The 23,774-nt window shown below is 71.0% G+C and carries 25 protein-coding genes and 1 tRNA gene; 11 read left to right on the top strand and 15 right to left on the bottom strand.

Annotation, left to right across the window (positions count from 1 at the left end; genetic code table 11):
- Positions 1-6: 6 nt before the first annotated feature.
- Together MXD64_RS02220 and MXD64_RS02215 are read right to left on the bottom strand one after the other, a co-directional pair.
- Entirely contained in the window at positions 7-354 is a 348-nt protein-coding gene (locus MXD64_RS02220; RefSeq protein WP_042538673.1) for a hypothetical protein, read from the bottom strand.
- On the bottom strand, positions 344-1,447 hold the full coding sequence (locus MXD64_RS02215; RefSeq protein WP_017886435.1) for a DUF6177 family protein: 1,104 nt from the start codon (positions 1,445-1,447) through the stop codon (positions 344-346). Before MXD64_RS02215 ends, MXD64_RS02220 begins: the two co-directional genes overlap by 11 nt.
- Positions 1,448-1,642: 195 nt before the next feature.
- Between MXD64_RS02215 and MXD64_RS02210 the strand changes: the two genes are divergently transcribed.
- The 8 genes from MXD64_RS02210 to MXD64_RS02175 all read left to right on the top strand — a co-directional run bounded on the left by MXD64_RS02210 (position 1,643) and on the right by MXD64_RS02175 (position 9,651).
- Positions 1,643-1,716 (top strand) — tRNA-Gly (locus tag MXD64_RS02210).
- Positions 1,717-1,730: 14 nt separating this feature from the next.
- Entirely contained in the window at positions 1,731-2,345 is a 615-nt protein-coding gene (locus tag MXD64_RS02205; protein WP_052481746.1) for a GntR family transcriptional regulator, read from the top strand.
- A 179-nt stretch (positions 2,346-2,524) separates the two neighbouring features.
- Positions 2,525-3,970, top strand: a complete 1,446-nt coding sequence (locus tag MXD64_RS02200; RefSeq protein ID WP_228499459.1) for an MFS transporter — start codon at positions 2,525-2,527, stop codon at positions 3,968-3,970.
- A gap of 79 nt (positions 3,971-4,049) precedes the next feature.
- The gene (locus MXD64_RS02195; RefSeq protein ID WP_140448249.1) at positions 4,050-4,952 is read left to right on the top strand and encodes an ABC transporter substrate-binding protein; all 903 of its coding nucleotides are present in this window, start codon (positions 4,050-4,052) and stop codon (positions 4,950-4,952) included.
- Positions 4,949-5,938, top strand: coding sequence for an ornithine cyclodeaminase family protein (locus MXD64_RS02190; protein WP_194590404.1), 990 nt, complete (start codon positions 4,949-4,951; stop codon positions 5,936-5,938). Before MXD64_RS02195 ends, MXD64_RS02190 begins: the two co-directional genes overlap by 4 nt.
- A gap of 46 nt (positions 5,939-5,984) precedes the next feature.
- The gene (locus MXD64_RS02185) at positions 5,985-7,106 is read left to right on the top strand and encodes an FAD-dependent oxidoreductase (RefSeq protein WP_263137074.1); all 1,122 of its coding nucleotides are present in this window, start codon (positions 5,985-5,987) and stop codon (positions 7,104-7,106) included.
- A gap of 217 nt (positions 7,107-7,323) precedes the next feature.
- Positions 7,324-8,421: a glycerate kinase gene (locus MXD64_RS02180; RefSeq protein ID WP_263137073.1), complete on the top strand. Its 1,098-nt coding sequence runs from the start codon at positions 7,324-7,326 to the stop codon at positions 8,419-8,421.
- Positions 8,422-8,604: 183 nt separating this feature from the next.
- On the top strand, positions 8,605-9,651 hold the full coding sequence (locus MXD64_RS02175) for an NAD(P)-dependent alcohol dehydrogenase (protein WP_017886442.1): 1,047 nt from the start codon (positions 8,605-8,607) through the stop codon (positions 9,649-9,651).
- Between the two features lie 72 nt (positions 9,652-9,723).
- On the opposite strand, the gene MXD64_RS02170 is transcribed toward MXD64_RS02175, so the two are convergent.
- The 4 genes from MXD64_RS02170 to MXD64_RS02155 all read right to left on the bottom strand — a co-directional run bounded on the left by MXD64_RS02170 (position 9,724) and on the right by MXD64_RS02155 (position 13,744).
- Positions 9,724-11,151, bottom strand: a complete 1,428-nt coding sequence (locus MXD64_RS02170) for a hypothetical protein (RefSeq protein ID WP_263137072.1) — start codon at positions 11,149-11,151, stop codon at positions 9,724-9,726.
- Positions 11,141-11,986, bottom strand: coding sequence for a TIGR03943 family putative permease subunit (locus MXD64_RS02165; protein ID WP_263137071.1), 846 nt, complete (start codon positions 11,984-11,986; stop codon positions 11,141-11,143). Before MXD64_RS02165 ends, MXD64_RS02170 begins: the two co-directional genes overlap by 11 nt.
- Positions 11,973-12,986, bottom strand: coding sequence for a permease (locus MXD64_RS02160; RefSeq protein ID WP_017886445.1), 1,014 nt, complete (start codon positions 12,984-12,986; stop codon positions 11,973-11,975). Before MXD64_RS02160 ends, MXD64_RS02165 begins: the two co-directional genes overlap by 14 nt.
- A 179-nt stretch (positions 12,987-13,165) precedes the next feature.
- Complete coding sequence (locus MXD64_RS02155) at positions 13,166-13,744, bottom strand: TetR/AcrR family transcriptional regulator (RefSeq protein ID WP_031259380.1); 579 nt, start codon at positions 13,742-13,744, stop codon at positions 13,166-13,168.
- A gap of 108 nt (positions 13,745-13,852) precedes the next feature.
- On the opposite strand from MXD64_RS02155, the gene MXD64_RS02150 reads away from it, so the two are divergent.
- Together MXD64_RS02150 and MXD64_RS02145 are read left to right on the top strand one after the other, a co-directional pair.
- Positions 13,853-14,167: a DMT family transporter gene (locus MXD64_RS02150; protein WP_017886447.1), complete on the top strand. Its 315-nt coding sequence runs from the start codon at positions 13,853-13,855 to the stop codon at positions 14,165-14,167.
- 1 nt (position 14,168) lies between these two features.
- Positions 14,169-14,540: a DMT family transporter gene (locus tag MXD64_RS02145; protein WP_071251485.1), complete on the top strand. Its 372-nt coding sequence runs from the start codon at positions 14,169-14,171 to the stop codon at positions 14,538-14,540.
- A gap of 153 nt (positions 14,541-14,693) precedes the next feature.
- Here the strand turns inward: MXD64_RS02145 and MXD64_RS02140 are convergent, their stop codons facing one another.
- On the bottom strand, positions 14,694-15,833 hold the full coding sequence (locus tag MXD64_RS02140; protein ID WP_140448243.1) for a CE1758 family FMN-dependent luciferase-like monooxygenase: 1,140 nt from the start codon (positions 15,831-15,833) through the stop codon (positions 14,694-14,696).
- A 141-nt stretch (positions 15,834-15,974) separates the two neighbouring features.
- A complete protein-coding gene (locus MXD64_RS02135) occupies positions 15,975-16,775 on the bottom strand; it encodes a phosphatase PAP2 family protein (RefSeq protein WP_263137070.1) in 801 nt (266 codons plus the stop codon).
- Between the two features lie 340 nt (positions 16,776-17,115).
- Here MXD64_RS02135 and MXD64_RS02130 point away from each other — a divergent pair, with 340 nt between their 5' ends.
- Positions 17,116-17,562 (top strand): DUF4383 domain-containing protein, encoded by a 447-nt coding sequence (locus MXD64_RS02130; protein ID WP_159557184.1) that lies wholly within the window; start codon positions 17,116-17,118, stop codon positions 17,560-17,562.
- Positions 17,563-17,873: 311 nt separating this feature from the next.
- Here the strand turns inward: MXD64_RS02130 and MXD64_RS02125 are convergent, their stop codons facing one another.
- The 7 genes from MXD64_RS02125 to MXD64_RS02095 all read right to left on the bottom strand — a co-directional run bounded on the left by MXD64_RS02125 (position 17,874) and on the right by MXD64_RS02095 (position 23,769).
- Entirely contained in the window at positions 17,874-19,196 is a 1,323-nt protein-coding gene (locus MXD64_RS02125; RefSeq protein ID WP_071251482.1) for an ATP-dependent DNA helicase, read from the bottom strand.
- On the bottom strand, positions 19,193-21,274 hold the full coding sequence (locus MXD64_RS02120; protein ID WP_071251481.1) for a cytochrome c oxidase assembly protein: 2,082 nt from the start codon (positions 21,272-21,274) through the stop codon (positions 19,193-19,195). The genes MXD64_RS02125 and MXD64_RS02120 overlap by 4 nt, the downstream gene beginning before the upstream one ends.
- A gap of 143 nt (positions 21,275-21,417) precedes the next feature.
- Positions 21,418-21,705, bottom strand: a complete 288-nt coding sequence (locus tag MXD64_RS02115; protein WP_017886454.1) for an HU family DNA-binding protein — start codon at positions 21,703-21,705, stop codon at positions 21,418-21,420.
- 290 nt (positions 21,706-21,995) lie between these two features.
- A complete protein-coding gene (gene rpsN, locus MXD64_RS02110; protein WP_017886455.1) occupies positions 21,996-22,301 on the bottom strand; it encodes a 30S ribosomal protein S14 in 306 nt (101 codons plus the stop codon).
- 2 nt (positions 22,302-22,303) lie between these two features.
- The gene (gene rpmG / locus MXD64_RS02105; protein ID WP_017886456.1) at positions 22,304-22,474 is read right to left on the bottom strand and encodes a 50S ribosomal protein L33; all 171 of its coding nucleotides are present in this window, start codon (positions 22,472-22,474) and stop codon (positions 22,304-22,306) included.
- Positions 22,474-22,710 carry a 50S ribosomal protein L28 gene (rpmB, locus tag MXD64_RS02100; protein WP_027464952.1) on the bottom strand — a complete coding sequence of 79 codons (237 nt, stop codon included), beginning with the start codon at positions 22,708-22,710 and terminating at the stop codon, positions 22,474-22,476. Before rpmB ends, rpmG begins: the two co-directional genes overlap by 1 nt.
- 363 nt (positions 22,711-23,073) lie before the next feature.
- Complete coding sequence (locus MXD64_RS02095) at positions 23,074-23,769, bottom strand: alpha/beta fold hydrolase (RefSeq protein WP_042538370.1); 696 nt, start codon at positions 23,767-23,769, stop codon at positions 23,074-23,076.
- Between the last annotated feature and the right edge of the window lie 5 nt (positions 23,770-23,774).

Below are 23,774 nucleotides of genomic sequence, written 5' to 3'. Positions count from 1 at the left end.
GGGCGCTCAGTCCCCGTGGACGATGCAGACCGCGTCGAGGTCCATGGCGGCCTCGAGCGCGGCCGAGATCCCCGATTCCCCGTCGGGGCCGGCTGGGGTGACCGTGTCGACCCACCACAGCGGCGTCGCCAGGGTCGGCGCGTCCGGCAGGATCCGCTCCACCTCGTCGAAGGAGTCCACGCGCCGCACGCCCAGCACGGTGATCACCGGGTGGGTGGCGTCACGGCAGACCTGGACCATCGGGCCGTCGTCGAGTGCGCGGACGCCCCAGGTCTCGTCGTGCAGCAGGAGCGCCTCGGCGACCTCGCGCGGCTCGACCGGCTGCCGGCAGAGGATCGTGACGTCACGCGGCACCCTGGCCGCCCACCATCCGGTCGTCGCGGACGTGGCCGTCGAGTGTGCCCTCGTCGTGGGCGGGGTCGAGCGGCGCACCGCCGACCAGCTGCAGGAAGCGGTCCTCGTCGATGCGGTCGAGGAACGACTCGAGCGCTTCCCAGCCGTCCTCGAAGCGGACGATCATGCCGCCGTCGGTGTCGGCGTCCGGGCGACCGGACGAGCCGGTTCCGGCGGCGAACGTCGCGGTCGTGGTGCGCGGCGGCGGCCAGACACCGTCACGGTCCAGGAAGCCGGCGGCCTCGGGCCCGACGACGACGGCGAGCGGCGACGGTTCTCCGTGCGAGACGGCACGGACCAGGTGGTCGGCGTCACCGCGGCGCTGCATGACGACGCCGAAGACGGGGACGACCTGGTCGGCGACCCGCTGCACGGCGTCGAACATGCGGTTCGCCAGGCCCGGGTCGGTGTTCTCCTCGGGCACGGTGAGCACGGCGGACATCGTCTCCACGACGACCCCGCCGACCAGGTGCGCGGTCATCGTCGCCGAGAAGCCCTCGCCGACGGCGTACGAGGTCGAGATGCCGGGTGCCTCGTGCTTCGCGTACTGCGTCACGACCCAGCGGTCCCACGGCACGGTGAGCGGTTCTGCGGTGCCCCACCGGGTCGGGCAGGTGCCGACGGTGTGGCACAGGGCCTCGATCGCCGAGCCCATGTCGACCGCGCGGCCGGGGTGGTGCCGGAGGGTCAGGTCGATGCTGATCTGACGGACCGAGTCGGCCGAGACCGGGTGCTCGGGCGACGGGGTGCCCACGAGTTCGGGGCCGCGGTGCACGAAGTCCTCGATGTCCGAGGCAGCGACACCGGTCCGGCCGTCACGCAGCGTCCCGTCGAAGTCGGACACGGCCCATGCGGCACCGTACGCGCCGAGTGCGTGCCGGAGCGCCGGGGTGATCGCCGCCGACCGTCCGGTGCGGAGCACGACCGTCCGCCCGGCGTCCGCCGACCGGCGGAGCAACGAGGCGAGCGCGTCGGTCAGCCACACGACGGGCGAGGCCGACTCGACCACGATCGCCGGGCCGACCACGTCGTCGATGAGGGGATGCCTGACCATCCGGGTCCTCCTCGGTTCGGGGCTGGAACTCCCTGGACGGTACACACGGGTCCGACACCTGTCCGTCGAGTCGGCACCCTCACAGCTGAGACTCGGGAGGCACGACACGCGCCCGGCAGACGGCGTACGGTGCGCGGTCGGCTGGCTTCCAGGCGAGAATCCGCTAGGCTTGCCGAGTCCCGTTCTGCGGGGCGCGCGAGTGTAGTTCAATGGTAGAACTCCAGCTTCCCAAGCTGGTAGCGCGGGTTCGATTCCCGTCACTCGCTCCAACTACGATCAAGCCGTGGAGTCCAAGCCGGCATCGGTCCTCAAGGCCATCAGGGCCGAGATCATCAGCGGCTCGCTCGCACGTGGCTCGAGACTCAAGGAAGACGTGCTCGCGGAGCGTTTCGGCGTCTCCCGGGTCCCTGTCCGCGAAGCCCTCCGACAGCTGGAGACCGAGGGCTTCGTCGTCGCCGAGAAGTTCAAGGGCGTCCGGGTCGCGGATTCCTCAACCGAGGTCGTCATCGAATTGATGCAGATCCGGCGCGGGCTCGAGGTCCTGGCCGCCGAGCTCGCGGCCGACCGGACGGGCGGCGACTGCGCGGCCCTGCTCCGGGCAGTCGGCCACGAGGGCCGCTCCGATCAGGAGGTCGAGGCCCAGTCGCCCCGGTTCGCATTCCACGGCCTGGTGGCCCGAGCGTCCGGGAACACCCGACTCGAGACGATGATCGAACAGCTGATCCACCAGACCGCCTGGGCCTTCGAGCGCGTGACGCGTGAAGAGGTCGCCGCGAGCAGCGGGGACCACGCCGCCGTCGCGAACGCGATCCTGCGGGGAGCATCGGTTCAGGCAGGGCTGCTGATGGACGAGCACCTGCGTCGCGACGAAGCGATCTACCGCGAACTCAGCGCGTAGAACGTATACGACCGCAGTTCGCGCGCAGTCGGCGACTTCGACCGCATGTCTGATCCGGTGCGGCTTGAGCCGGATGCGTCACGAAACGTCTCGAAGTCGAAACCAGCCCGAAACAGCTTTTCGTATACAAAAGAGTGACCGCACGGTGCACCGCTCACTCTTCCCCGCTGGAGTTACGAATGTCTGCTGTAACGCGCTCCACCGCACCAACACGCACCACCACCGACCAGCCTTCCGGAGGCGTCGGCTCCGCACTCGACTCGATCGGGTTCACACGAGCCCAGTTCTGGGTCCTCATGCTCATCCTCGCCGGTGAGTTCTTCGACACCCTCGAGCAGAACTCCGTCGGCGCGATGGCCACCAACATCAAGGCCTCCCTCGCGATCGGCGACGTCCAGCTCTCCACCATCAACACCGCGACCGTCGTCGGCGGTTTGGTCGGCAGGCTCCTCGCCGGTTGGCTCGCCGACCGCTACGGCCGCCGGTTCTCGCTCGGCCTGAACCTGCTCGTCTACACGCTGGGCGGCCTGCTGAGCGCTGTCTCCCCGAACTTCGAGATGCTGCTGGTCAGCCGCTTCATCGTCGGCATCGGCGTCGGCGGTGAGTTCATGATCGGCATCGCGATGCTGTCCGAGATGGTCGCGACCCGGTACCGGGGCGGACTCATCGCCACGATCAACGTCGGTGCAGGCGGCATCGGGAACTTCATCTCCTACGGCCTCTTCCTGCTCCTCCTCGGCCCGTTGGCCGTCCCGCTCGGTGGCGACGACCACGTCTGGCGCTGGAGCTTCGTGATCCTGGCGCTCCCCGCGCTGTTCGTCGTCCTGTACCGGCGCAAGTTGCCCGAGACGCCGCGCTGGCTCCTCTCGAAGGGGCGGATCGACGACGCGAACCGCTCGCTCGCGGTCCTCGCCTCGAACACCTTGACGCCGCCCGCGGACGCCGTCGGCCCCGTCCGGCTCAGCCCCGCAGATCTCCCGCCGGTGTCCTTGCACGCCTCACCCGCAGCGGTGTTCCACCGGCTGGTCCTGCGCCGGACGATCGCCATCGGGGTCGCGTCGTGGATGGCCTTCGGGGTGCAGGTCACGCTGAACTTCCTCATGCCCACGCTGCTCGTCGAACGTGGGTACTCCGTCTCGCAGAGCCTGCTGTACACGATGATCATGAACGTCGGCTCGCTCCTCGGGTGCACCGCCGCCGCCCTGCTCGCGAACCGCATCGGGCGTCGACCGTTGGTCGCCACCGCGGGGGTCCTGGGCTGTCTGACCGCACTGGCGTTCGCAGCGTTCGGGAACGACACCGGCGCGATCCTCGCCCTCGGCGCACTGTTCCAGTTCTTCACGATGCTGACGAACACCACGCTCGCAGCCTGGACCGCCGAGGTCTACCCCACGGCGATCCGAGCGTCCGGCGCCTCGATCGTGAACGGGATCGGCAACATCGCCGGCGCCGTGATGCCCTTCGCCGCGATCGCGCTCTACGGTGCCTGGGCCTTCGCCGGTGTCTTCGGACTCGCGGCAGCCATGTACGCGGTGCTCGTGATCGCGTCGCGGTTCGCCCCCGAGACGCGCGGTCGTTCCCTCGAGGACGTGAACGAGAACGTCCTCACCGCCAGGTCCACCTGAACCACCCGATCCACCCACACGATCCAGCGGCGTGCCGGGCAACGCCCGGCACGCCGCACCCCACGAACGGAGCACCACCATGGACACCCTGCAGATCTCGGCGACCGCGAACGGCCTCAACTACCTGCCCGAGTACGTCGCCGACCTGGGCGGCCTCTTCGCCGAACGCGGACTCACCGTGACCGCCACCGCTTGCGACCCGTGGACCGGCGTCCTCGACGACATCGACTCGGGTGCAGCCCACCTCGCGCTCGGGGGCCTCTGGGTGCCGGCGATGTACGCCGGCACCGCTCGTGCACTGTCCGTCGTCGGCCAGCTGAACCACGCCTTCCCGATGACCATCGTGGCGCGGAACGAGACCGCCCCGATCACCCTGGACTGGCTCGCGGGGAAGGTCGTGCTCGCGCCGGGTGCGGGCGGCAGCGCGCCCTACGAGTTCACGGCGGGGCTCGTCCGCGAAGCCGGTCTCGACGTCGCAGCGACCCGCTTCGTCCGCGACCTGTCGACCGCCATGCTCGTGGAGCTCTACCGAGGCGGCCTCGGCGACGCCATCATCCTCGACCTCGTGTCCGCCGAGGAACTCGTGGCGGCTGGCGGCGGGTCGATCGTCTTCCGGCACCTCGATGCCGGCGGGGTGATGCCGAACAGCGTCTACTACACCCGCACCGACCGTATCGAGGAACTCGGTGACCGCGTGCCACGGTTCATGGACGGCATCGCTGCGGCCATGCAGCGGATCACCGCTGGCGACGCCGACGCGGAGATCACCGCCGTGCTCGCAGCCCGCTGGCCGGACAAGGACCAGTCGCTGCTCCGACGAGCCGCCGACGAGATGGCGGCGGGCGGCGTGTGGGACTCCGCCGTCGTGGACCGTGATGCGTCCGACCGGTGGATGCGGATCCTGTTCGACGGCGGACTCACGACGCACGTCCCGTCGTCCGACGAACTCCTCGGTTCGCCGAGCGCCGTCGCCGTCTCGTGACGCTCGTCCTCGGGGCGTCCGACGTCGCTGCTGCGCTCGAGGACGTCGATGTGCTCGAAGCCGTCGAAGCCGTCCACGCCGACCTCGGAGCAGGCCGGATGCAGCAGCCGGCCCCGGTCGCCCTGACGGGTGCCGACGATGCGCTCTTCCTGCCGATGGCGGTGCGGTCCGACCGGCTGGGTCTGGTGGCGGTGAAGCTCATGGCCGACATCCCGCACAACGCCTCCCGCGGTCTGCCGACCCAGCGGTCCAGCATCTTGGTGTCGTCTGCGATGACCGGCGAGTGCCTGGGCGTCCTCGACGGCAAGGACATCACCCGCGCGCGGACGGCGGCAGCCTCGGTCGTCGCCACGCAGCACCTCGCTCGATCGCACAGCACGACGCTGGGGTTCGTCGGCGCCGGGAACCTCGCCGTCGAGCACCTGCGTGCGTTCGCGAAGGTCCGGTCCTTCGAACGGGTGCTCCTCTGGTCGCGTTCCGCGGCGACGACCGGTCGGTTCCTCGAGACCGTCGGTGACGACCTCGCTCAACGATGCACCGTGGTGGGTGGTCCCCGCCAGGTGGCCGAGGAGTGCGACGTCCTGTGCACGCTCACGCCGTCGGTACGCCCGGTCGTGGAGGGCGGTTGGCTGCACGCGGGCCAGCACGTGAACGCCGTCGGCGCCCGTCCGCGCCCCACCCACCGCGAGCTCGACGGCCCCGCGATGGCGCGTGGGACGGTGTTCGTCGACAGCCGGGCCACAGCCTGGTCGAAGTCGGGCGACCTGCTCGAGGCCGTCGTCGAGGGCGCGGTCCCGCAGGACCTGCACCCGGCCGAACTCGGCGAGGTCATCGTCGGACGTGCTGCCGGCCGGGTCGACGACGACCAGGTCACGGTGTTCGACTCGGTCGGGCTCGGTGCGCAGGATCTGGCGGTCGCCGCCCTGGTGCTCGAAGTCGCTCGCGAACGAGGCCTCGGGACCACGGTGCCGACCTCGGGCCGCTGACGGGGACGGTCGTGTCGGGGTCGGCGCACCCAACTACGCTCTCGACATGACCATCCCCGCACCGGCGACGCACGTCGTCATCGGCGCCGGGGTCGTCGGTGCTGCGACCGCGTACGCCCTGACGGCCCGCGGCGAGCGCGTCCTGCTCGTCGAGCAGCACGCCCGCGGCCACCACCTCGGTTCCTCGCACGGTGCGACCCGGATCTTCCGGCAGGGCTACGCCGACCCGGAGTACGTCGCGCTGACCACCCGCGCACTGGCGCTGTGGGAAGGGCTCGAGGAGGCCGCCGGCGAGGAGCTCATCGTCCGCACGGGCGCGGTCGACCACGGGCGGCCCGAGGTCGTCGACGCGATCGCCGCCGCCCTGGCCGACGCGGACATCCCCCACGAGTCGCTGACGCCGGAGCAGGCGGCAGCACGTTGGCCCGGCATCGCGTTCGAGGGGCACGTGCTGACCCATGCGTCGGCGGGGCGGATCCGCTCCGACCGGACGGTCGAGGCCTTCCTGACCCTGGCCGAACGGACCGGCCTCGCCGACCTGCGCTTCGACACCCGGGTCACCGGGCTCGACGACCACGGTGACGACGTCACCGTGACACTGTCCGACGGCACCGCGGTCCGCACCGCGTCCGTGGTGGCCGCGGTGGGGTCGTGGGCCCCCACGCTCGTCGGCGGGCTGCTTACCGGACGCGGGACGGGCCTCCCGGCCATCCGCGTCACCCAGGAGCAGCCCGCCCACTTCCCCAGCCACCTGCCGGACGAGGCCTGGCCGAGCTTCGTGCACTGGGCCGACGGCGACGACGTCTACGGGCTGCTGACGCCCGGCGAGGGCGTCAAGGTCGGGTTCCACGGCACCGGGCCCGTGGTCGACCCGGACGACCGCGACTTCACTCCCGTACCCGCCGAAGCCGAGCGGCTGCAGGCGTACGTCGCGCGGTACGTGCCGGGGGTCGACGCGACGAAGCCGACGTTCATCAGCTGCCTGTACGACAACTCCCCCGACGAGGACTTCGTCATCGACCGCATGGGGCCGCTCACCGTGGCGACGGGGTTCTCCGGGCACGGCTTCAAGTTCGCGCCGTTGCTGGGCGAGATGCTCGCGGACCTCGCGACGGGCGGAGTGCCGCACTCGCGCTTCGCCCTGCCGGAGCCGGTGCCCGCGCCCTGACGCGTCGGGGCACGGTCGTTCGCGAGACGCCGTCGTGTTCGTTCGACGCCGCCGGCGCGGTCGATGAACGCCGTCGTGTTCGTTCGACGCCGCCTTGGCCTCGAGACGCCGCCGAATACGGAGGCGTTTCGCGGACAACGAGGCGTTCTACGCACACACCGGCGTCTCACACACGCGCGCACGCCGGCGTCCCGCGACCGGCCACTACGGTGGAACCGTGCGCATCATCGTGGCTCCGGACTCGTTCAAGGGCACCGCGACGGCGGCGTCGATCGCTGCGGCGGTCCGCGACGGTTGGCTGGCCGAACGCCCTGACGACGACGTGGTGCTCGTCCCGATGGCCGACGGTGGCGAGGGCACCCTCGACGCCTTCGAGACCGCCGTCCCCGGATCCGTCCGGGTCCCCGTCACCGTGACCGGGCCGGCCGGGGCCCCGGTCGCCACCCAGTGGCTGCGACTGCCCGACGGCCGTGCCGTGGTGGAGCTCGCGGCGACGAGCGGCCTGCCCCTGCTCGATGCACCGATGCCGGACACGGCGACGAGCCGTGGGTTCGGCGAGGCGATCGCCGCCGCGCTCGACGCCGGTGCGACGGGGCTCGTGCTCGGCATCGGGGGCAGCGCGTCCACCGACGGCGGGCGTCCGGTGCTCGAGGCGCTCGGCCTCGACGAAGAGCAGAGCGGCACCGGCACCGGCACCGGCACCGGCGGTCTCCGAGCACTCCCACCGCTCGGGGTCACCGTGCTCACCGACGTCACCTCACCGCTGCTCGGCCCGACCGGTGCCGCCGCCGTCTTCGGCCCGCAGAAGGGCATCACGCCCGACCGAGTGGCGTCCTTCGACGACCGGCTCGCCACCTGGGCCGCGCGCTTCCCCGACGTCGACCCGAGCACCCCGGGCGCCGGAGCCGCGGGTGGGGTGGGGTTCGGCCTGCTGGTGTGGGGCGCCACGCTCGCGGGTGGGGCAGCGGCCGTCGCCGAGGTCCTCGGACTGCCGGCACTGCTCGAGGGCAACGACATCGCGAACGGTACCGACGTGAACGCCGCCGACGTCGTGATCAGCGGCGAGGGACGCTTCGACGGACAGAGCGCCGTCGGCAAGGTGCCCTCGGTGGTCCGCGACCTGACGGCGGCGCACGCTCCCGGTGCCCGCTCGATGCTCGTCGCCGGCGCGATCGAGGCCCCGCTCGACGACTACGTGGCCGCCGCGTCGCTGACCGTGCTCGCGACGCAGACCACCGGCGAACCCGACGACGCCCTCGCCGACCCCCTGCGCTTCGCGACGATCGCCGGGCAGCGGCTGGCCCGGCTCGCCTGAGCGAGCAGAACGCCGCGAGCAGAAGGCCGGGAGCAGCGCACGCCGGCGCACCGCAGCGCCGCGACGCGCCCGTCCGGCGGCACCAGGGGTGTCCTGGTTGTACCTCCCACACGGCCGCGGGGGCGCGCAGACTGGTTCCGGGCCGGAACCGGCCCGCAACGCACCACCCCCACGAGGAGATCATTGCGCACCGTCAACGCGTACGCGGCACCGTCAGCGACCGAGCCGCTCGTCAAGACCACCATCACCCGTCGTGACGTCGGCCCGGACGACGTCGCGATCGACATCGCCTACGCCGGCATCTGCCACTCGGACATCCACACCGTCCGCGGTGAGTGGGGCCCCATCCAGTACCCGCAGGTCGTCGGCCACGAGATCGTCGGCCACGTCACCGAGGTCGGCGCGAACGTCACCAAGCACAAGGTCGGCGACCGCGTCGGCGTCGGCTGCATGGTGAACTCGTGCGGCGAGTGCGAGAACTGCGTCGCCGGCCAGGAACAGTACTGCCTCAAGGGCAACATCGGCACCTACGCCAGCGTCGACCCCGCCGACGGCTCGATCACCCAGGGCGGCTACTCGCAGGCCGTCGTCGTGAACGAGGACTTCGTGCTCCGCGTCCCCGAGTCGCTCGACATCGAGAAGGTCGCGCCGCTGCTCTGTGCCGGCATCACCACCTACTCGCCGCTCCACCACTGGAAGGCCGGCCCCGGCACGAAGGTCGCCGTCGTCGGCATGGGCGGGCTCGGCCACATGGCCGTCAAGATCGCCGTCGCGCTCGGCGCCGAGGTCACCGTCCTGTCGCAGACCACCTCGAAGGAAGCCGACTCGCTCCGCTACGGCGCGAAGGCCCACTACGCGACGAAGGACCCGGAGACGTTCGAGAAGCTCGCGAACTCCTTCGAGCTCATCATCAACACCGTCTCGGCGAAGATCCCGATGGGTTCCTACCTCGGCCTGCTCAAGGTCGACGGCACCCTCGTCAACGTCGGTGCACCGTCCGAGCCGCTCGAGGTGCCGGCCTTCGCGCTCATCCCGCGTCGGCTCAGCTGGGCTGGTTCCGCCATCGGCGGCATCCAGGAGACCCAGGAGATGCTCGACTTCTGCGCCGAGCACGGGATCCTGCCGGAGACCGAGCTCATCAGCGCCGACCAGATCAACGAGGCCTACGAGCGCGTCCTGTCCTCGGACGTCCGCTACCGCTTCGTGATCGACGCGGCCACGCTGGCGTAGTCGTCACCACATGATGGACGGAAGGCCCGGTACCAGCTGGTACCGGGCCTTCCGTCTGTCGTCTCCGGACCGTCAGCCGACCTCGTCACCGGACGGCAGCGCGCCGCACCAGTCGACGGAACCGGCGTCGATGCTCGCCTCGAGCGCCCCGGAGGCCGCATCGACGATGCTCACGAGCTCGCCGTTCGCCGACTTCGTCGCGACCGCGACGAACTGACTGTTCGGGGACGGGCAGACCGCGGTGACGCTCGCGTCCTCCGGGATCGTCACGGGCAGCCGGGAGGCGCGTCCCCCGTCGACACGCACGATCCGTGCCGCGATGGTGCCGTCCGACCGCACGTCCCCCAGCACCCGCAGGTACGTGTCGTCGGACAGCTGGGCGATGCGGCCGAGGACGGCCGCATCCGTGCTGGCCGCGGGGGCCTGCAGCGCTGACTTGGACCCGTCGGTCAGGTCCAGCCGTTCGATGCCGGTGCCCGTCTCGACGACGGCCGTGGTGCCGGTGCCGACGAAGCCGTGCAGGTAGGTCGCGCTGCCGAGCCGGACCGGGTCGGCGCGACCGCTCATGTCGACGAGGACCAGGTCGTCGCTGCCCGTCCGGACCAGGGCACTCTCGGTGCGCGGGACGTAGGCCCACTGCCCGACGGTCATCGGCACGGCGCCCGTCTTCGGCTTGCCGTTCGCGGCGATCGCGGTGGGCATGTGCGTGCCCGTCATGTCGACCACGTACAGGCCGGTGTTCCGGGACTGCCCGGTCGAGGTGTCGGCGTACTCGAACCCGAACGAGGCCCCGTCGTCCGCGACGTGGAGCGCCGTGACCCGCCCCTCGGACGTCGACAGGGTGAGGTGCTCGACGGGGGCGTCGTCGTCCTGCACGCCGCCGCTCAGCGCCACGATGTCGACGGAGGAGCTGGCGTCCGTGCCGCTCACGACCACCAGCGAGCGGCCGAGCCGGGCGTACTCGCTGATCGCGGTGCCCTCGTAGACGGTCGTGGCGCCGCCGGCGTCGAGGGAGCGCCGGACGATGCGGTCCTTCGCGCCTGCCTGCCCGGGGACCAGGGCGAGCACGTCGGTGCTGCCGGTGCGGATCGCCGCCGTCAGGTCGGACGTCGCACGTTGTCCCGGCGCCCGGACACCCGCGACCGTGACGGTGTAGTCGCGGTCGTAGGCCAGCGGCCCGGCGAACTCGACCGCGATGGTGTTGCCGCTCGAGGTCACGGTGTGCGCCGCAGCCGGGCTGACCCGGACGTCGGCGGCGTCGACCTTCTGCAGTGCCTGGTTCGCCGTCAGGATGATCCGCTGGGCCGGCCTCGTGACGAGCCCGGTCGCGTCGTAGGACACGTCGCGGAGCCGCGGACCCTGCTGCGAGCCGACGACCGCGGCGAGCGCGGCGACCACGGCGAGGACGACCACGACGGCCACGTACCGGCGGTGGAACCGGTGCGCGACCGGGCGGCGCTCGCGGCGCCCCTCGGAGCTCGCGCCCGTCTCAGTACTCATACGGGTCCTTGGGCTGCGCGACCTCGGTGACCTTCGCTGCCTTCACGACGATGCGGGCGTCGGCGGACTGGTCCGGGTTCGCTGCGAGGGCGCCGCGGACGGTGACCCACTTCCCCTCGTCGGGGACGGTGCCACTGCCGCCACCACTACCGTCGTCGTCGCCGGGCACGACGCTGAGGCCGACGGGTTGCGCGTCCACGGCGCAGCAGCTGATCACGAAGCGGGTCAGGGTGAACGACCCGTCGTCACCGGGCACCACGAAGCCCGTCAGTTCGACCTGCTTGCCGACGAGTGCCGTGGTGTCGGTGGTCTGCCGGATCAGGGCCGCCCAATCCTTGACGCCGTACTCCGAGGTGTCGACGCCCTCGCTGCCGAGCAGGGACACCGCTGCCTCGGAACCGGTGGCGTTCGACAGGGTCGCCGAGTCGACGCTCCGCTGCTGTGCGGTGCGGGCGGACAGCGTCGTCGGGGGCAGGACGAGCATCGCGACGGTGACACCGACCGTGACGATGGCGGCTGCACTGCCGAGCACGACGCGGACGGCGCGACGACGGCCGAGCCCGCGCCGCCCCCGATCGCCATCTGGCTCGTGCTCGTGCTCGTCCGCGTCGTCGCCGTGCGTGTGGCCGTGCCCGCGGGCGATGACCACCAGGCCGGCGATCGACGCGGGCACCCCGACGGCGGCGAGCACGACCGTGAACACCGAGTAGCGCGGGTTGATGTACAGGTCGAGTTGCCCGACCAGCGCCAGCCACAGCGTGCAGAGCGCAACGGCCAGCACCGACCCGAGGCCCAGGTACGCGGGCGCGTTGCGGCGTGCATCAGACGAGGACATTCATCACCAACCCGACGGCTCCGGCGAACAGGACGCACACGACGGACAGCAGCACCAGGAAGCGGACCCGGAACGTCGTGCGCAGCAGGGCGATCATCTTGACGTCGATGATCGGCCCGATGATCAGGAACGCCGTGATCGACCCCGGCAGGAACGTCGAGGCGAAGGACAGCGCGAAGAAGGCGTCGACGTTCGAGCAGAGCGACACGGTCATCGCCAGCAGCATCATCGCCGCGACGGACAGCACCGGGTTCGAGCCGATCGCGACCAGGGTCGAGCGGGGCACGGCGACCTGGATCGCGGCGGCCAGCCCGGCACCGACGAACAGTGCCGGCATCATCGTCGCAGTCTCGCCGCCGAACTGCGCGGCGCTCTGCCGCCAGCGGTGCAGGCCCCGGGGCGCTCCGACGGCCGCACGGCACCGGGCCTCGAAGGCGGGGAGCAGCAGGTCGGCCGGACGGCGGTGCGCAGCGACGATCCAGCCGACGAGGTTCGCGACGACGAAGCCACCGACGATGCGCACCGGCAGGATCCACCCCGACCAACCGAACGCCTGCGCGGTGCTGATGATGACGAGCGGGTTGAGGATCGGGGCAGCGACCAGGAACGTGACCGCCTCGGCCGGCGTGAACCCGCGCATCATCAGACCGCGGGCCAGCGGGACGTTGCCGCACTCGCACACCGGGAACAGCATCCCGATCAGGGAGATCACGGCCCGACGACCGAAGGCGTTCTGCGGCAGGACCTTCTCGAGCGCACCGACCGGTACCCAGACCTCGACGACGATCGACAGCACGATGCCGAGCACCACGAAGGGCAGGGACTCGACGACGACGCTGATCGCCAGCGTCAGGAAGTCCTGCACGACGTCGGGCAGCCCGGTCGTCCCGATGCTCGGGGAGAACAGCCGGATGCCCAGCAGGACGACGACGACGAGCAGCACCAGGCCGGGGCCGGTGAGGCTCCGGGTGCGCTGCGGCGGCCGCGTGGTCGTCGTCACCGGGACAGGATAGGCGACGCGTCCTGCCCGGGGCTGCGCGCCCTTCGCACCGTGCGAGTCCGGTCACCCCGTGCAGGGTTGCCGGCTCGGTGCAGGTATGAAGCGCCGCACGGAGCCACCAACGCCGCACGGGTTCGCGGACCCGGCACCGTGCACGCGCTCCGGGCAACGGGCAGCGGTCAGACCCGGGCGATGCCCGCCACGTGTCGGTCCAGCGTGTCGATCGCCCACGAGGCGTCACCACCGGGGTCGACCCGCACGATGTGCATCGCGAGCCCGTCCACCAGGGCGTGCAACCGCCGGGTCTCGTACGGCACGGCAGCGTCCGGCACCCCGACCGCGCGGAGGATCTGCGCGCACCACTGGCGCATCTCGTCGACGACCCGGTCGTGGAACGGCCGGAGTTCGGCGTCGGTCAGGGCGGCGGTGCCGAGGCCGAGGTAGACGTCGAGCTCGATGCGCCGCTCCTCGTCGAGGGGCAGCAGCTCGAGCAGGACCGCGTGCGCGTAGGCGGTCCCGCGCAGGTCCCGCGGCACGGAGTCGACCCGGGCCGCGGTCGCGTCGAACACCAGCTCGAGCGCGTGCGACCGGACACTCGCCTGGGTCGGGAACGTGTAGCGGACCGTACTCGGCGGCAGCCCGGCCTCGGCGGCGACGTTCCGGACGCTCAGTGCCCCGAGGCCGTCGCGGGCGAGGACCCGGCACGCCGCCTCGGACACGGTGCGGCGCCGTTCGTCGACGTCCATGCTCCTGGCCACGACGCCATACTCGCACAGTCGTACCAACTCGTGCTACCGTCGAGGTCGTTGTCGCACAGTCGTACGACAACGGGAACCACAACGACCCCCGCAGGAAAGGACATCGTCATGGCATGGGCAATCCTCGTGCTCAGCGGCGTGCTCGAAGCCGTCTGGGCCACCGCCCTCAGCGCCTCGAACGGCTTCAAGAAGGTCGTCCCGACAATCGTGTTCGTCGCCGGGATGGCCCTGAGCATGGTGGGGCTGGCGTTCGCGATGAAGACCATCCCGGTCGGCACCGCGTACGCCGTCTGGGTCGGCATCGGCGCGTCCCTGACCGTGGTCGTCGCGATCCTCCGCCGCCAGGAAGCCGCGTCCTTCGCCCGACTCGCCCTGGTCTTCGGTCTCGTGGCGTGCGTCATCGGCCTCAAGGTGGTGAGCTGACGTGGCGTGGCTCGTCCTGTTCGTCAGCGCCGCGCTCGAGACCGTCTGGGCGACCGCCCTCGGCGAGAGCGACGGTTTCACCGAACTCCGACCGACGATCGTGTTCGGGGTCACGATCGTGATCAGCCTCGTCGCGTTCGGCTACGTCCTGCAGCACATCCCGATCAGCACGGCGTACGCGGTGTGGACCGGGACCGGCGCCGCCCTCACCGTGCTCTGGGGCATGGCCACCGGCGCGGAGCCCGTCACCGTCCTGCGCCTGCTGTTCATCGCCGGCATCGTCGGGTGCGTCGTCGGCCTCAAGCTCGTGCCGGCCCGCCCCGCCGCGGAGCGCGCCACTCCCCTGGCGGAAGCGACAGATCTCCGCGGATGATCCGCGGGCAACTGTCGCTCTCGCGAAGGTGACGGCAGCGCCATCCGCAGGGCTGTCGCTTTCACGACGCAGCGCCCTGGACGCGCGCCGGGACGGACGGGAGGCCCGGTGCCAGCTGGCACCCGGCCTCCCGTCCGTCAGGTGGTCAGGCGATCAGACGGACGCGCCCGTCCACTCGTCCTCGGCGGCGACGTGGTCGCTGCCGACCGTGCCGGCCGCCATCGCGGCAGCAGCACGCGCCGCGTGCGACGGCGGGTCCGACGGCACGTCAAGGGGGCGACCCTCGTCGTTGAGCTTGCGCAACTCCGGCACGATGTCCGTCGCCAGGATGTCGATCTGCTCGAGCACCGTCTTGAGCGGCAGGCCGGCGTGATCGATGAGGAACAGCTGGCGCTGGTAGTGCCCGACGTGGTCCTTCATCGCGGCGTACCGGTCGATGACCTGCTGCGGCGAACCGACGGTGAGCGGGGTCTGGGCGGTGAAGTCCTCCATCGAGGGGCCGTGGCCGTAGACCGGGGCGTTGTCGAAGTAGGGCCGGAACTCGTCGATCGCGTCCTGCGAGTTCTTCCGCGCGAAGAACTGCCCACCGAGCCCGACGATCGCCTGGTCGGCGCGGCCGTGCCCGTAGTGCTCGAAGCGCTGGCGGTACAGGCCGACCATCTGCTCGGTGTGCTGGATCGGCCAGAAGATGTTGTTGTGGAAGAAACCGTCGCCGTAGTACGCGGCCTGCTCGGCGATCTCCGGCGTGCGGATCGAGCCGTGCCAGACGAACGGCGGGACACCGTCGAGCGGACGCGGGGTCGAGGTGAAGCCCTGCAGCGGCGTGCGGAACTTGCCCTGCCAGTTGACGACGTCGTTCTCCCACAGCTGGCGGACCAGCGCGTAGTTCTCGATCGCCAGGTTGACGCCCTGACGGATGTCCTGCCCGAACCACGGGTAGACCGGGCCGGTGTTGCCGCGCCCCATCATCAGGTCCATGCGGCCGTCGGACACGACCTGGAGCATCGCGTACTCCTCGGCGATGCGCACCGGGTCGTTCGTGGTGATCAGCGTGGTCGACGTGGACAGGGTGATGTCCTTCGTCTTCGCGGCCAGGTAGGCGAGCAACGTGGTCGGCGACGAGGCCACGAACGGCGGGTTGTGGTGCTCACCGGTCGCGAACACGTCGAGGCCGGCCTGGTCGGCGTGCTCGGCGATCGTCAGGATGTCGCGGACGCGCTGGGTGTCGTCCGGCGTGGTGCCGGTCGTGGGGTCGGTCGTGACGTCACTGACCGTGAAGATGCCGAACTGCATGTTGCGCCGCCTTTCGCGATATCGATGCGTTTGCATCGACTTGCTCGGTACAACGTAGCGCACGGCGGAGCATTCCCGCCAGGCTCGCGCCCGTCGGTCGGTGCTGTCGCGCGGCCTGGAGGCCCGGCTCGGCTCCCCGGGTCAGCCGGCGGACCGCAACATGGCCGGGTCGGTGCGCGCGGCGTGGTGCATCCCGTCCAGGAACCAGACCGCGGTGACCACCGCCAGGACGCTCGCACTGGACGCCAGCCGCCCCGCGAGCAGGATCGCGGCATGGTCGTACCCACCGTCACCGGCCAGCCCGACCACGAGCGCCGCGACACCGATCGCCAGCGTGGCCCCGGTCACCACGAGGAGCACGACGCTCACCACCCGTCGCGGGCCTCGTCGACCGTCACGGTCACCCCGGAGCCCGCGGTCGACCCGGGGACCGACCGCGCGGACGATCCCGAGCCAGAACACCGCGATCGCGCAGGCACCGATGATGTCGCTGACCCGGTGCCAGCCGTAGACCACGGTCTGGTTCGCCACGAACACCGCGTAGCCCGCGCCGACGATGGTCACCAAGGGGCGGAACCGACGAGGCGTGACCATCAGGACCGCGAACAGCGCCGCCAGCGCGATCGTCGCGTGCCCCGACGGGAACGAGTTCGGCGTCGTCGACTGGGCGATCTCCGGGCGCACGGCGATACGCTTGACGAGCGTCGAGGTGGCCGCCGACGCGAGCACCACGACCCCCGCGCCGAGCCCAACCGAGAGCCGCCGTCTGGCGAACGCCACGGCGACGATCACGACGACGAGCAACAGGATCACCGGCACCGAGATGACGTTGAGGGCAGTGTCCGAGCTGAACAGGTCGGACTCCCGGACCCCGCCGAGCGCGGCGTCCTCCGCTTTCTGACCGACCGGGGTCAGCACCGCGACCCCGTAGACGAGAGGCACGATCACGAACCCCAGAGCCGCAAGCGCAGCCCACCGCACCCGCCGCGAGACCAACGGTCCACGCGATTCGGATGCGCTGCGCTCGGGTGTCAAGGTCACCGGGCTGGTCCTCCTCGGAGTGGTCGTCGTCGGGCTCCTCGCACGACTGGCAGCGGCGCTGCGATTGGGTCGGTCGGGGTCCGACACGATACCGTTGGAGCACCGGCCGGAGGCTGGGAACCGCACCCCTGTCGGCAGCGCACTCCGCGCCACGACGACGGGATCGGTGATCCCAGCCGGGCCGTCGCACCACGCGGGACCGACGCACGTCGCGTCGGCAGTGTACGAGGAGGAAACCGAAGTGGCCATCAAGGAACCGGGTATCACCGCCTCGCCGAACCGGGGTCTCGCACTCACGGCCGGCGGCGTCCTCGCACTCTGGGGCGTCCTGGGCTTCTTCTTCGCCGCCGACGGCGACCCCGGCTTCTTCAACCGCCAGGGCGGCATGCTGTGGAACGCGTTCGGCGTGAACCCGGCGCTCTGCCTGGTGTGGGTGCTGCTCGCCGTGGTCCTGCTCATCACCGGCCTCGGCAACACCATCGGCTCCCGCAACGGCAACCTGCTCGTCGGGGTCCTGCTCGTGGTCTTCGCGGTGTACGGCTTCGTCTTCGTGGACACCTCGGCCAACGTCTTCGCGCTCAACACCACGGACAACGTCTTCCACGCGATCGTCGGTGTGATCCTGCTGCTCACCGCACTCGGTGCCGACAAGGAGAACCTCCGCGCGCTGCGTGCGGCGCGCGCCTGACGCCTCCGCTCGACTGCACTTCCCGACGCCCGTCTGCCGCTCCGGCAGGCGGGCGTCGTCGTGTGTGCGGGGTCGGTGCGGGCGCGCGGGCCGGTCACGACTCCCCGCTCAGGTGCGCCGGTCGGTCACGAACTGTCGGATGCGGAGCGTCCAGGCAACGACGAGTGACCACTCGACACAGGACCGACGGGGAGTCATGACCGCCCGGCAGCGTGCGACAGGCACGCAGGCATGCCCGCACCGACGTTCCTCGGCGCGAGGCCGATGCAGAAGACCGACCGGGTCAGTCCGACGCGCTGGTCAGCTTCCCGTCAGTCCGCGTCGGCGTCGGCGTCGGGCTTCGCCTTCGGGGCTTCGAGCTCGGTGGCGACGATGCGCGGTGCCTCGGACATGAAGCGTCGGACGTCCAGGTCGACGATGATGTCCTGCGGGCGGAGCGGGCGCGTCAGGAACAGCCCCTCGAGCGAGGTCAGCCGCGACAACGCCACGTAGGTCTGGCCGGCGCTGAACACCCGGTTGCCGAGGTCGACCACGGCGCGGTCGTACGTGCTGCCCTGGGACTTGTGGATGGTCACGGCCCAGGCGAGCCGGAGCGGGAACTGCTGGAACTCCCCGACCGTGTCCTTCTTGAGTTCCTTCTTGTCCGCGTCGTACGAGTACTTGAACTTCTCCCACACCGACGGCTGGACCTCGAACGACTCCCCGTCGACATCGACCCACACGGTGTCGCGGATGGCGGTCACGATGCCGAGGGTGCCGTTGACCCAGCGCTGGTCGGCGTCGTTGCGCAGGAACATCACGTGCGCGCCGGGCTTCAGTTCGAGGGCTTCGTCAGCGGGGAAGTTCCGTCCGCCGAAGTCACCGTTGACGTCGGCCTTGGCGGTCTTCACCTTGCCGGGCAGCCGCTCGAGGGCCGCCTTGTTGATCCGCGCCACGGTGTCGTTGCGGGTCGCCAGGGTGATGGCGTCGTCCGGAGCCGGGCGCGCTCCGGCGGTGTTGAGCTGCTCGGCGATGTCCGCGGTGACCCGACCGTGCCGGACGGCGGTGAGCATCGCGGCGAAGGCGTCGTCGCGCTGCCGGTGGACGGTGGCGAGCTCGATGATGTTGAGCTCGGCCTCGAGCCACACCTTGGCGTCGAAGAACCACATCGACCGGTAGTGGTCGGTGAAGTAGGCGCGCTCATCGGCATCGCCGGGCACCGGGGGCAGCTGGTACGGGTCGCCGAACATCACGACCTGCACACCGCCGAACGGCTCGAGCTGCCGACCACGGGCCTTGCGGAGCGATCGGTCCATGCCGTCGAGCAGGTCGGCGTTGACCATCGAGACCTCGTCGATGACCAGGGTGTCGATCGTGTTGAGGAGCTTGCGGGTGTCCGGGCCCTGCCGCAGCTCGGCGTCGGCGATGAGCCCGATCGGCAGCCGGAACAGCGAGTGGATCGTCTGGCCGCCGACGTTGAGCGCGGCGACCCCCGTCGGGGCACAGATGACGACCTGCTTCTCGGTGTTCCACGACAGGTGGTTGAGCAGCGTGGACTTGCCCGTGCCGGCCCGGCCGGTGATGAACACGTGGTCGCGGGTGTGCTCGATGTACTCGAAGACCGCGCGCTGTTCGTCGCTCAGCTCGATGCTCATCGGGCGTCCGCTCCGGGCGAGGGTTCGAGGTCGTCGCTGCCGTCGTCGAAGTCCAGGTCGTCCTGGTCGGCGCGGGCAGCGGGGACGGCGGGCACGGTCGCCCCGGCGTCAGGAGCGTCGGCGGCGACAGCATCGCCAGCGGCGACGCCAGTGCCAGTGCCAGCGCCAGCGGTGGCGGCCGCATCCCTCGGGGCTGCTCCGTCTCGCCGGAGCCGCACGAGCACCACCACGACGACGGTCACCAGGAGCAGCGTGCCGGCGACGATCAACACGAGGCCGGCCCGGGCCTGGTCGACGAGCGGACCCGGCCCCCACGTCCGGCCCATCGCGCCGAACCACGAGGCCTGCAGCAGCCCGAGCGGGCCGCGCATCGCGATGCCGAGCGACACCGTGCCCGTCGCGATCACCACGGCCCCGACGATCCGGACGACCGCGGCAGCCGTGGTCGGACGCCGCTGCCCGACCGGGACCGGGGTGCAGAGCGTGGGGACGGCCAGCAGCCCGACGAGCAGGAACACGGCGTCGCTGACGGTGCGACCGGTGGGGTCGCTCACCGACCACCGGACGGCATCGGTGGCGAAGAAGGCCCACCACACCGCCGCCGCGAGCAGGAACGCGGGGAACGGCTGCGCCAGGTACCGGACGGACGGGTGCTCGACGATGACGTCCGTCCACTCGCGCACCCCTGTGCTGTCGTCGTGCCGGGGGTGCACGGCCGCACGGATGAGCGCGACGGGTGCCGCCGCCCACACCAGGGCGGGGACCACCAGGCCGAGCAGCACGTGGGCACCGACGTTGGCCGAGATGAGGAACCGGTCGTACTGGTGCAGCGAGCCCGAGGTCGCGACCACCAGGGACACGATCGCCAGGGCTGCGGCGATCGAGCGTCGTGCCGGCCACCGCACGCCGCTCCGCCGCAGTCGCCCGACGCCGGCCACGTAGGTCGCGGCGAGCAGCACGGCGGCCATCAGCCAGAACAGGTCGATGTTCCACTGGGTCAGCCAGCCCCACGCACCGGGTGCGTGCGGCAGCAGGTCGTCGGTCAGGAGCTCCGCCGGGCTCGGGTCGGTGGTCTTGCTCAGGGCGATCTGGTCGACGGGGGTGGCCGTGCGGCCGAGTGCCGCCGCGAAGCCCGAGGCGACGCCCATCACTGCGAGCTCGACGACGATCAGGGTCCAGAAGGGCCGCTGCCGACCGGGCGAGGTGGTCAGGGCGCGGATGGCCCGACGACGTTGCACGGCGCCGAGGACTCCCATGGCGACGATCGCGCCGATCTTCACCAGGACGAGCGTGCCGTACGGGGTGAACAGGTTCGACAGCGCCCCGACGCGGATCTGCGCCGACGCGGTGCCGGAGACGGCGACGAGCACGAAGCACCCGAGGGCGATGCTCGAGTACCGGGCCACGACCGCGGCCAGCCGGTCGCCGGGCAGCACGCCGCGCAGCAGCACGAGCATGACGAGCCCACCGACCCACAGCGCCGCACCGACCAGGTGCAGCCCCAGTGCCGTGACGGCGGCGTCGTGGCTCGCGGTGCCGGCGGCGTGCCCCTGCTGTGCGAGCGGGATCAGGCCGATCATCGAGACCGCGGCGGTCAGGGCGACCATGCCCCGCGAACGGACTGCGAAGCAGAGCACCGTGACGGCCGCGGCGACGAGGACGGTCACGAGCCAGGCCAACCCGAGCTCGGTGCCGGTGAGGAAGACCCCCATCGACTGCCCGAACTGCTCGTCGATGCTGATGCGCGAACCGGCGACGCTGAGGAACGTGCAGAACGTGGCGACGGCCGACGCGACCGTCCAGATGCCACTCGCCCCGGCCGCGACGTCGATCGCACGGTTCCACTCGGGTCCGGAACGCGACAGCCCGATGGTCGCCAGCGCGAGCCCGCCGATCGTGGTGGCCGCGGACAGGTCGACGACGAGCCGGGCGATCGGCAGCCCGAAGCGGACGACGGGCCCGGGGTCGGCGATGAGCGCGGGGTTCGCTCCCCCACCGATGACGAGTGCCGTGAGCAGCGCCACGAACCCGACGAGCAGGAGCACGGCGGGACCGGCGATGCGCGCGATCCGATTCACCCGTCAAGCCTAGGCGGTGCCCACCCGGCCACCGAACGGGGCGGGCCGATCTGTGCAAACCGCAACGGGCCTCCAGGCCGTGACGGCCCCGGGAACGACGAAAGGGACGGCCGAAGCCGTCCCTCTCGATGTGCGGAGCAGTCTTACTTGACCGCAGCCTTGAGCTTCGAGCCGGCGCTGACCTTGACCGAGTCGCTCGCGGCGATCTCGATGGCGTCACCCGTCTGCGGGTTGCGGCCGGTGCGGGCGGCGCGGTGCGTCTTCTCGAAGGCGATCCAACCGGGGATCGTGACCTTCGTGCCGTCGGCGACGGACGACGAGACGACGCTGAAGAGCGCGTCGACGACGCCGTTGACGGTGGCCTGGCTCTGGCCGGACTCAGCGGCGACGGCAGCGACGAGCTCGGTGCGGTTCAGTGACTTGTCAGCCATGGATGTCCTCCTCGGACTTCTTGCAGTATCGGTCGGACGCACATGTCGTCCGGCGCCCGGAGCGGGTGCCCCGTGCCACGGTGCCAGTGGGCCGAGGGCCCGGCGGAACCGGAGTTGAACCTACCAGCCGCAGGGGGTGAAAACCGCCGACTCGCCCGGATTTCCGGGGTTGCCGGGGCTCCGAAGGGGTGCTGGAGGGGCAGATGTGACGAATGAACGGTCGCGTGTACCCCGTACACAGCGAACGCCCCGCCACCTGGAGGTGACGGGGCGTCGGGTACTGCGAGTGCTTACCAGGAGCTCTTCGTGATGCCGGGGAGCTCGCCGCGGTGGGCCATGTCACGGAAACGGACACGGCTGATGCCGAACTCACCGAGGTGGCCACGGGGGCGGCCGTCGATGGCGTCACGGTTGCGGTAGCGGATGGGCGATGCGTCGCGGGGCAGCTTCTGCAGGCCCACGCGGGCGGCCTCACGCGACTCGTCGGTGCCGTTCGGGTCCACGAGGGCCTTCTTCAGCTCGAGACGACGCTCGGCGTAGCGCGCGATGATGACGGCACGCTGGTTGTTCTTCGCGATCTTGCTCTTCTTCGCCATGCTTAGCGCTCCTCACGGAAGTCGACGTGCTTGCGGATCACCGGGTCGTACTTCTTCAGCACGAGTCGGTCGGGGTTGTTCCGACGGTTCTTCTTGGTCACGTAGGTGAACCCGGTGCCCGCCGTCGAGCGGAGCTTGATGATCGGACGGATGTCCTGACCCTTTTTCGCCATCAGATCTTCTCCCCACGGGCAAGGAGATCCTTGACGACGGACTCGATGCCACGTGCGTCGATCACCTTGATGCCCTTCGCGCTGAGCGTGAGCGTGACGTTACGACGAAGCGACGGCACGTAGTACGTCTTCTTCTGCACGTTCGGGTCGAAGCGACGCTTCGTCCGGCGGTGCGAGTGCGAGATGTTGTGACCGAAGCCGGGAACGGCGCCGGTCACCTGGCACACTGCTGCCATGGTTTCCTCCTGAGTACCGTGCGACCGGACGGCCGCACCCAAGTTCACTTGCCTGGTGCACACGCGCAGTGCCACCGGAGTGGCCGTGCGAGGGGGTTGTGTGCACCGCCCAGGTCCGCATCCCCTGTCGAAGGAGAGCCGGACACCGCGCGACCGCGGCGTTCGCGACGGTCGGAGGGCTTGGAACAACGGGTCCGCCGCGCGGACGCGGAGAACCAGGGGTCCACGTTACGCGACGACCGGGCGTGTCGCAAGCCGGGCCTCCAGGCCTGGAGGTCCGTGGCGGCTGGACAGGGCCGCTCACGTGGCCGCGTTGGTCGCGTCCACGGCGTTCGAGTGCGCCCGGCGCCCGGGCCCGCGGCCCTACGGGGCCTGCGTCGGCTTCGGCGCGAGCGCCTGCACCATGAGCTCACCGAGCTGCTGCGGCGCCGTGAACATCGGCCAGTGGCCGGTCTCGAGCCCGACGATGGAGAGCTCCTCGGTCGCGACGAGCTCGGCCGCCCAGGCCTGGTGGTCCGCCACCATCGCGAGCAGCTCGGCGGCGGGGATCTCGCAGGTGATGATCGTCGCCGGGATCGTGTGCCGTGCGGTGTCGGCGTAGTGGAACCGGTCCGACGGCACCGAGGCAGGCTCGGGGATCGCCCGGTGTTCGACGTCCTGCCGCACCTCGGGCGTCATGCCCCGGACCGTGGCGGGCTCCCAGATGTCCCACGACGGCAGCGGCACGGCCCCGTCGACCACGGGCAGCTCGTCGTTGACGCACCCGCCCTCGGGCCCCGGGAACGTGTCGACGTAGAGCAGGTGCGCGACGAGCGACGGGCGCTGGTCGGCAGCCATGTACGCGATCGGTCCGGCGCCGGAGTGCCCGGCCAGGACGACGGGTTCGTCGGCCGACGCGACGTCGTCGAGGATGGCGACCAGGGCAGCCACCTGTTCGTCGAGCGTGTCACCGTCGCGGGTGACGGCCTGCACCGAGTGCCCGGCTTCGCGGAGCACCGGGGCGACGTCGTCCCACGCGCTCGCGTCGAGCCAGAACCCCGGGACCAGGATGACGTGCATGCGGG

Origin of the sequence: Curtobacterium sp. Arg-1, assembly GCF_025643395.1 — a bacterium.
Lineage (GTDB): Bacteria > Actinomycetota > Actinomycetes > Actinomycetales > Microbacteriaceae > Curtobacterium > Curtobacterium poinsettiae.
The sequence above is the reverse complement of the archived record's forward strand: the minus strand, read 5'-3'. Positions and strand labels throughout refer to the sequence as shown.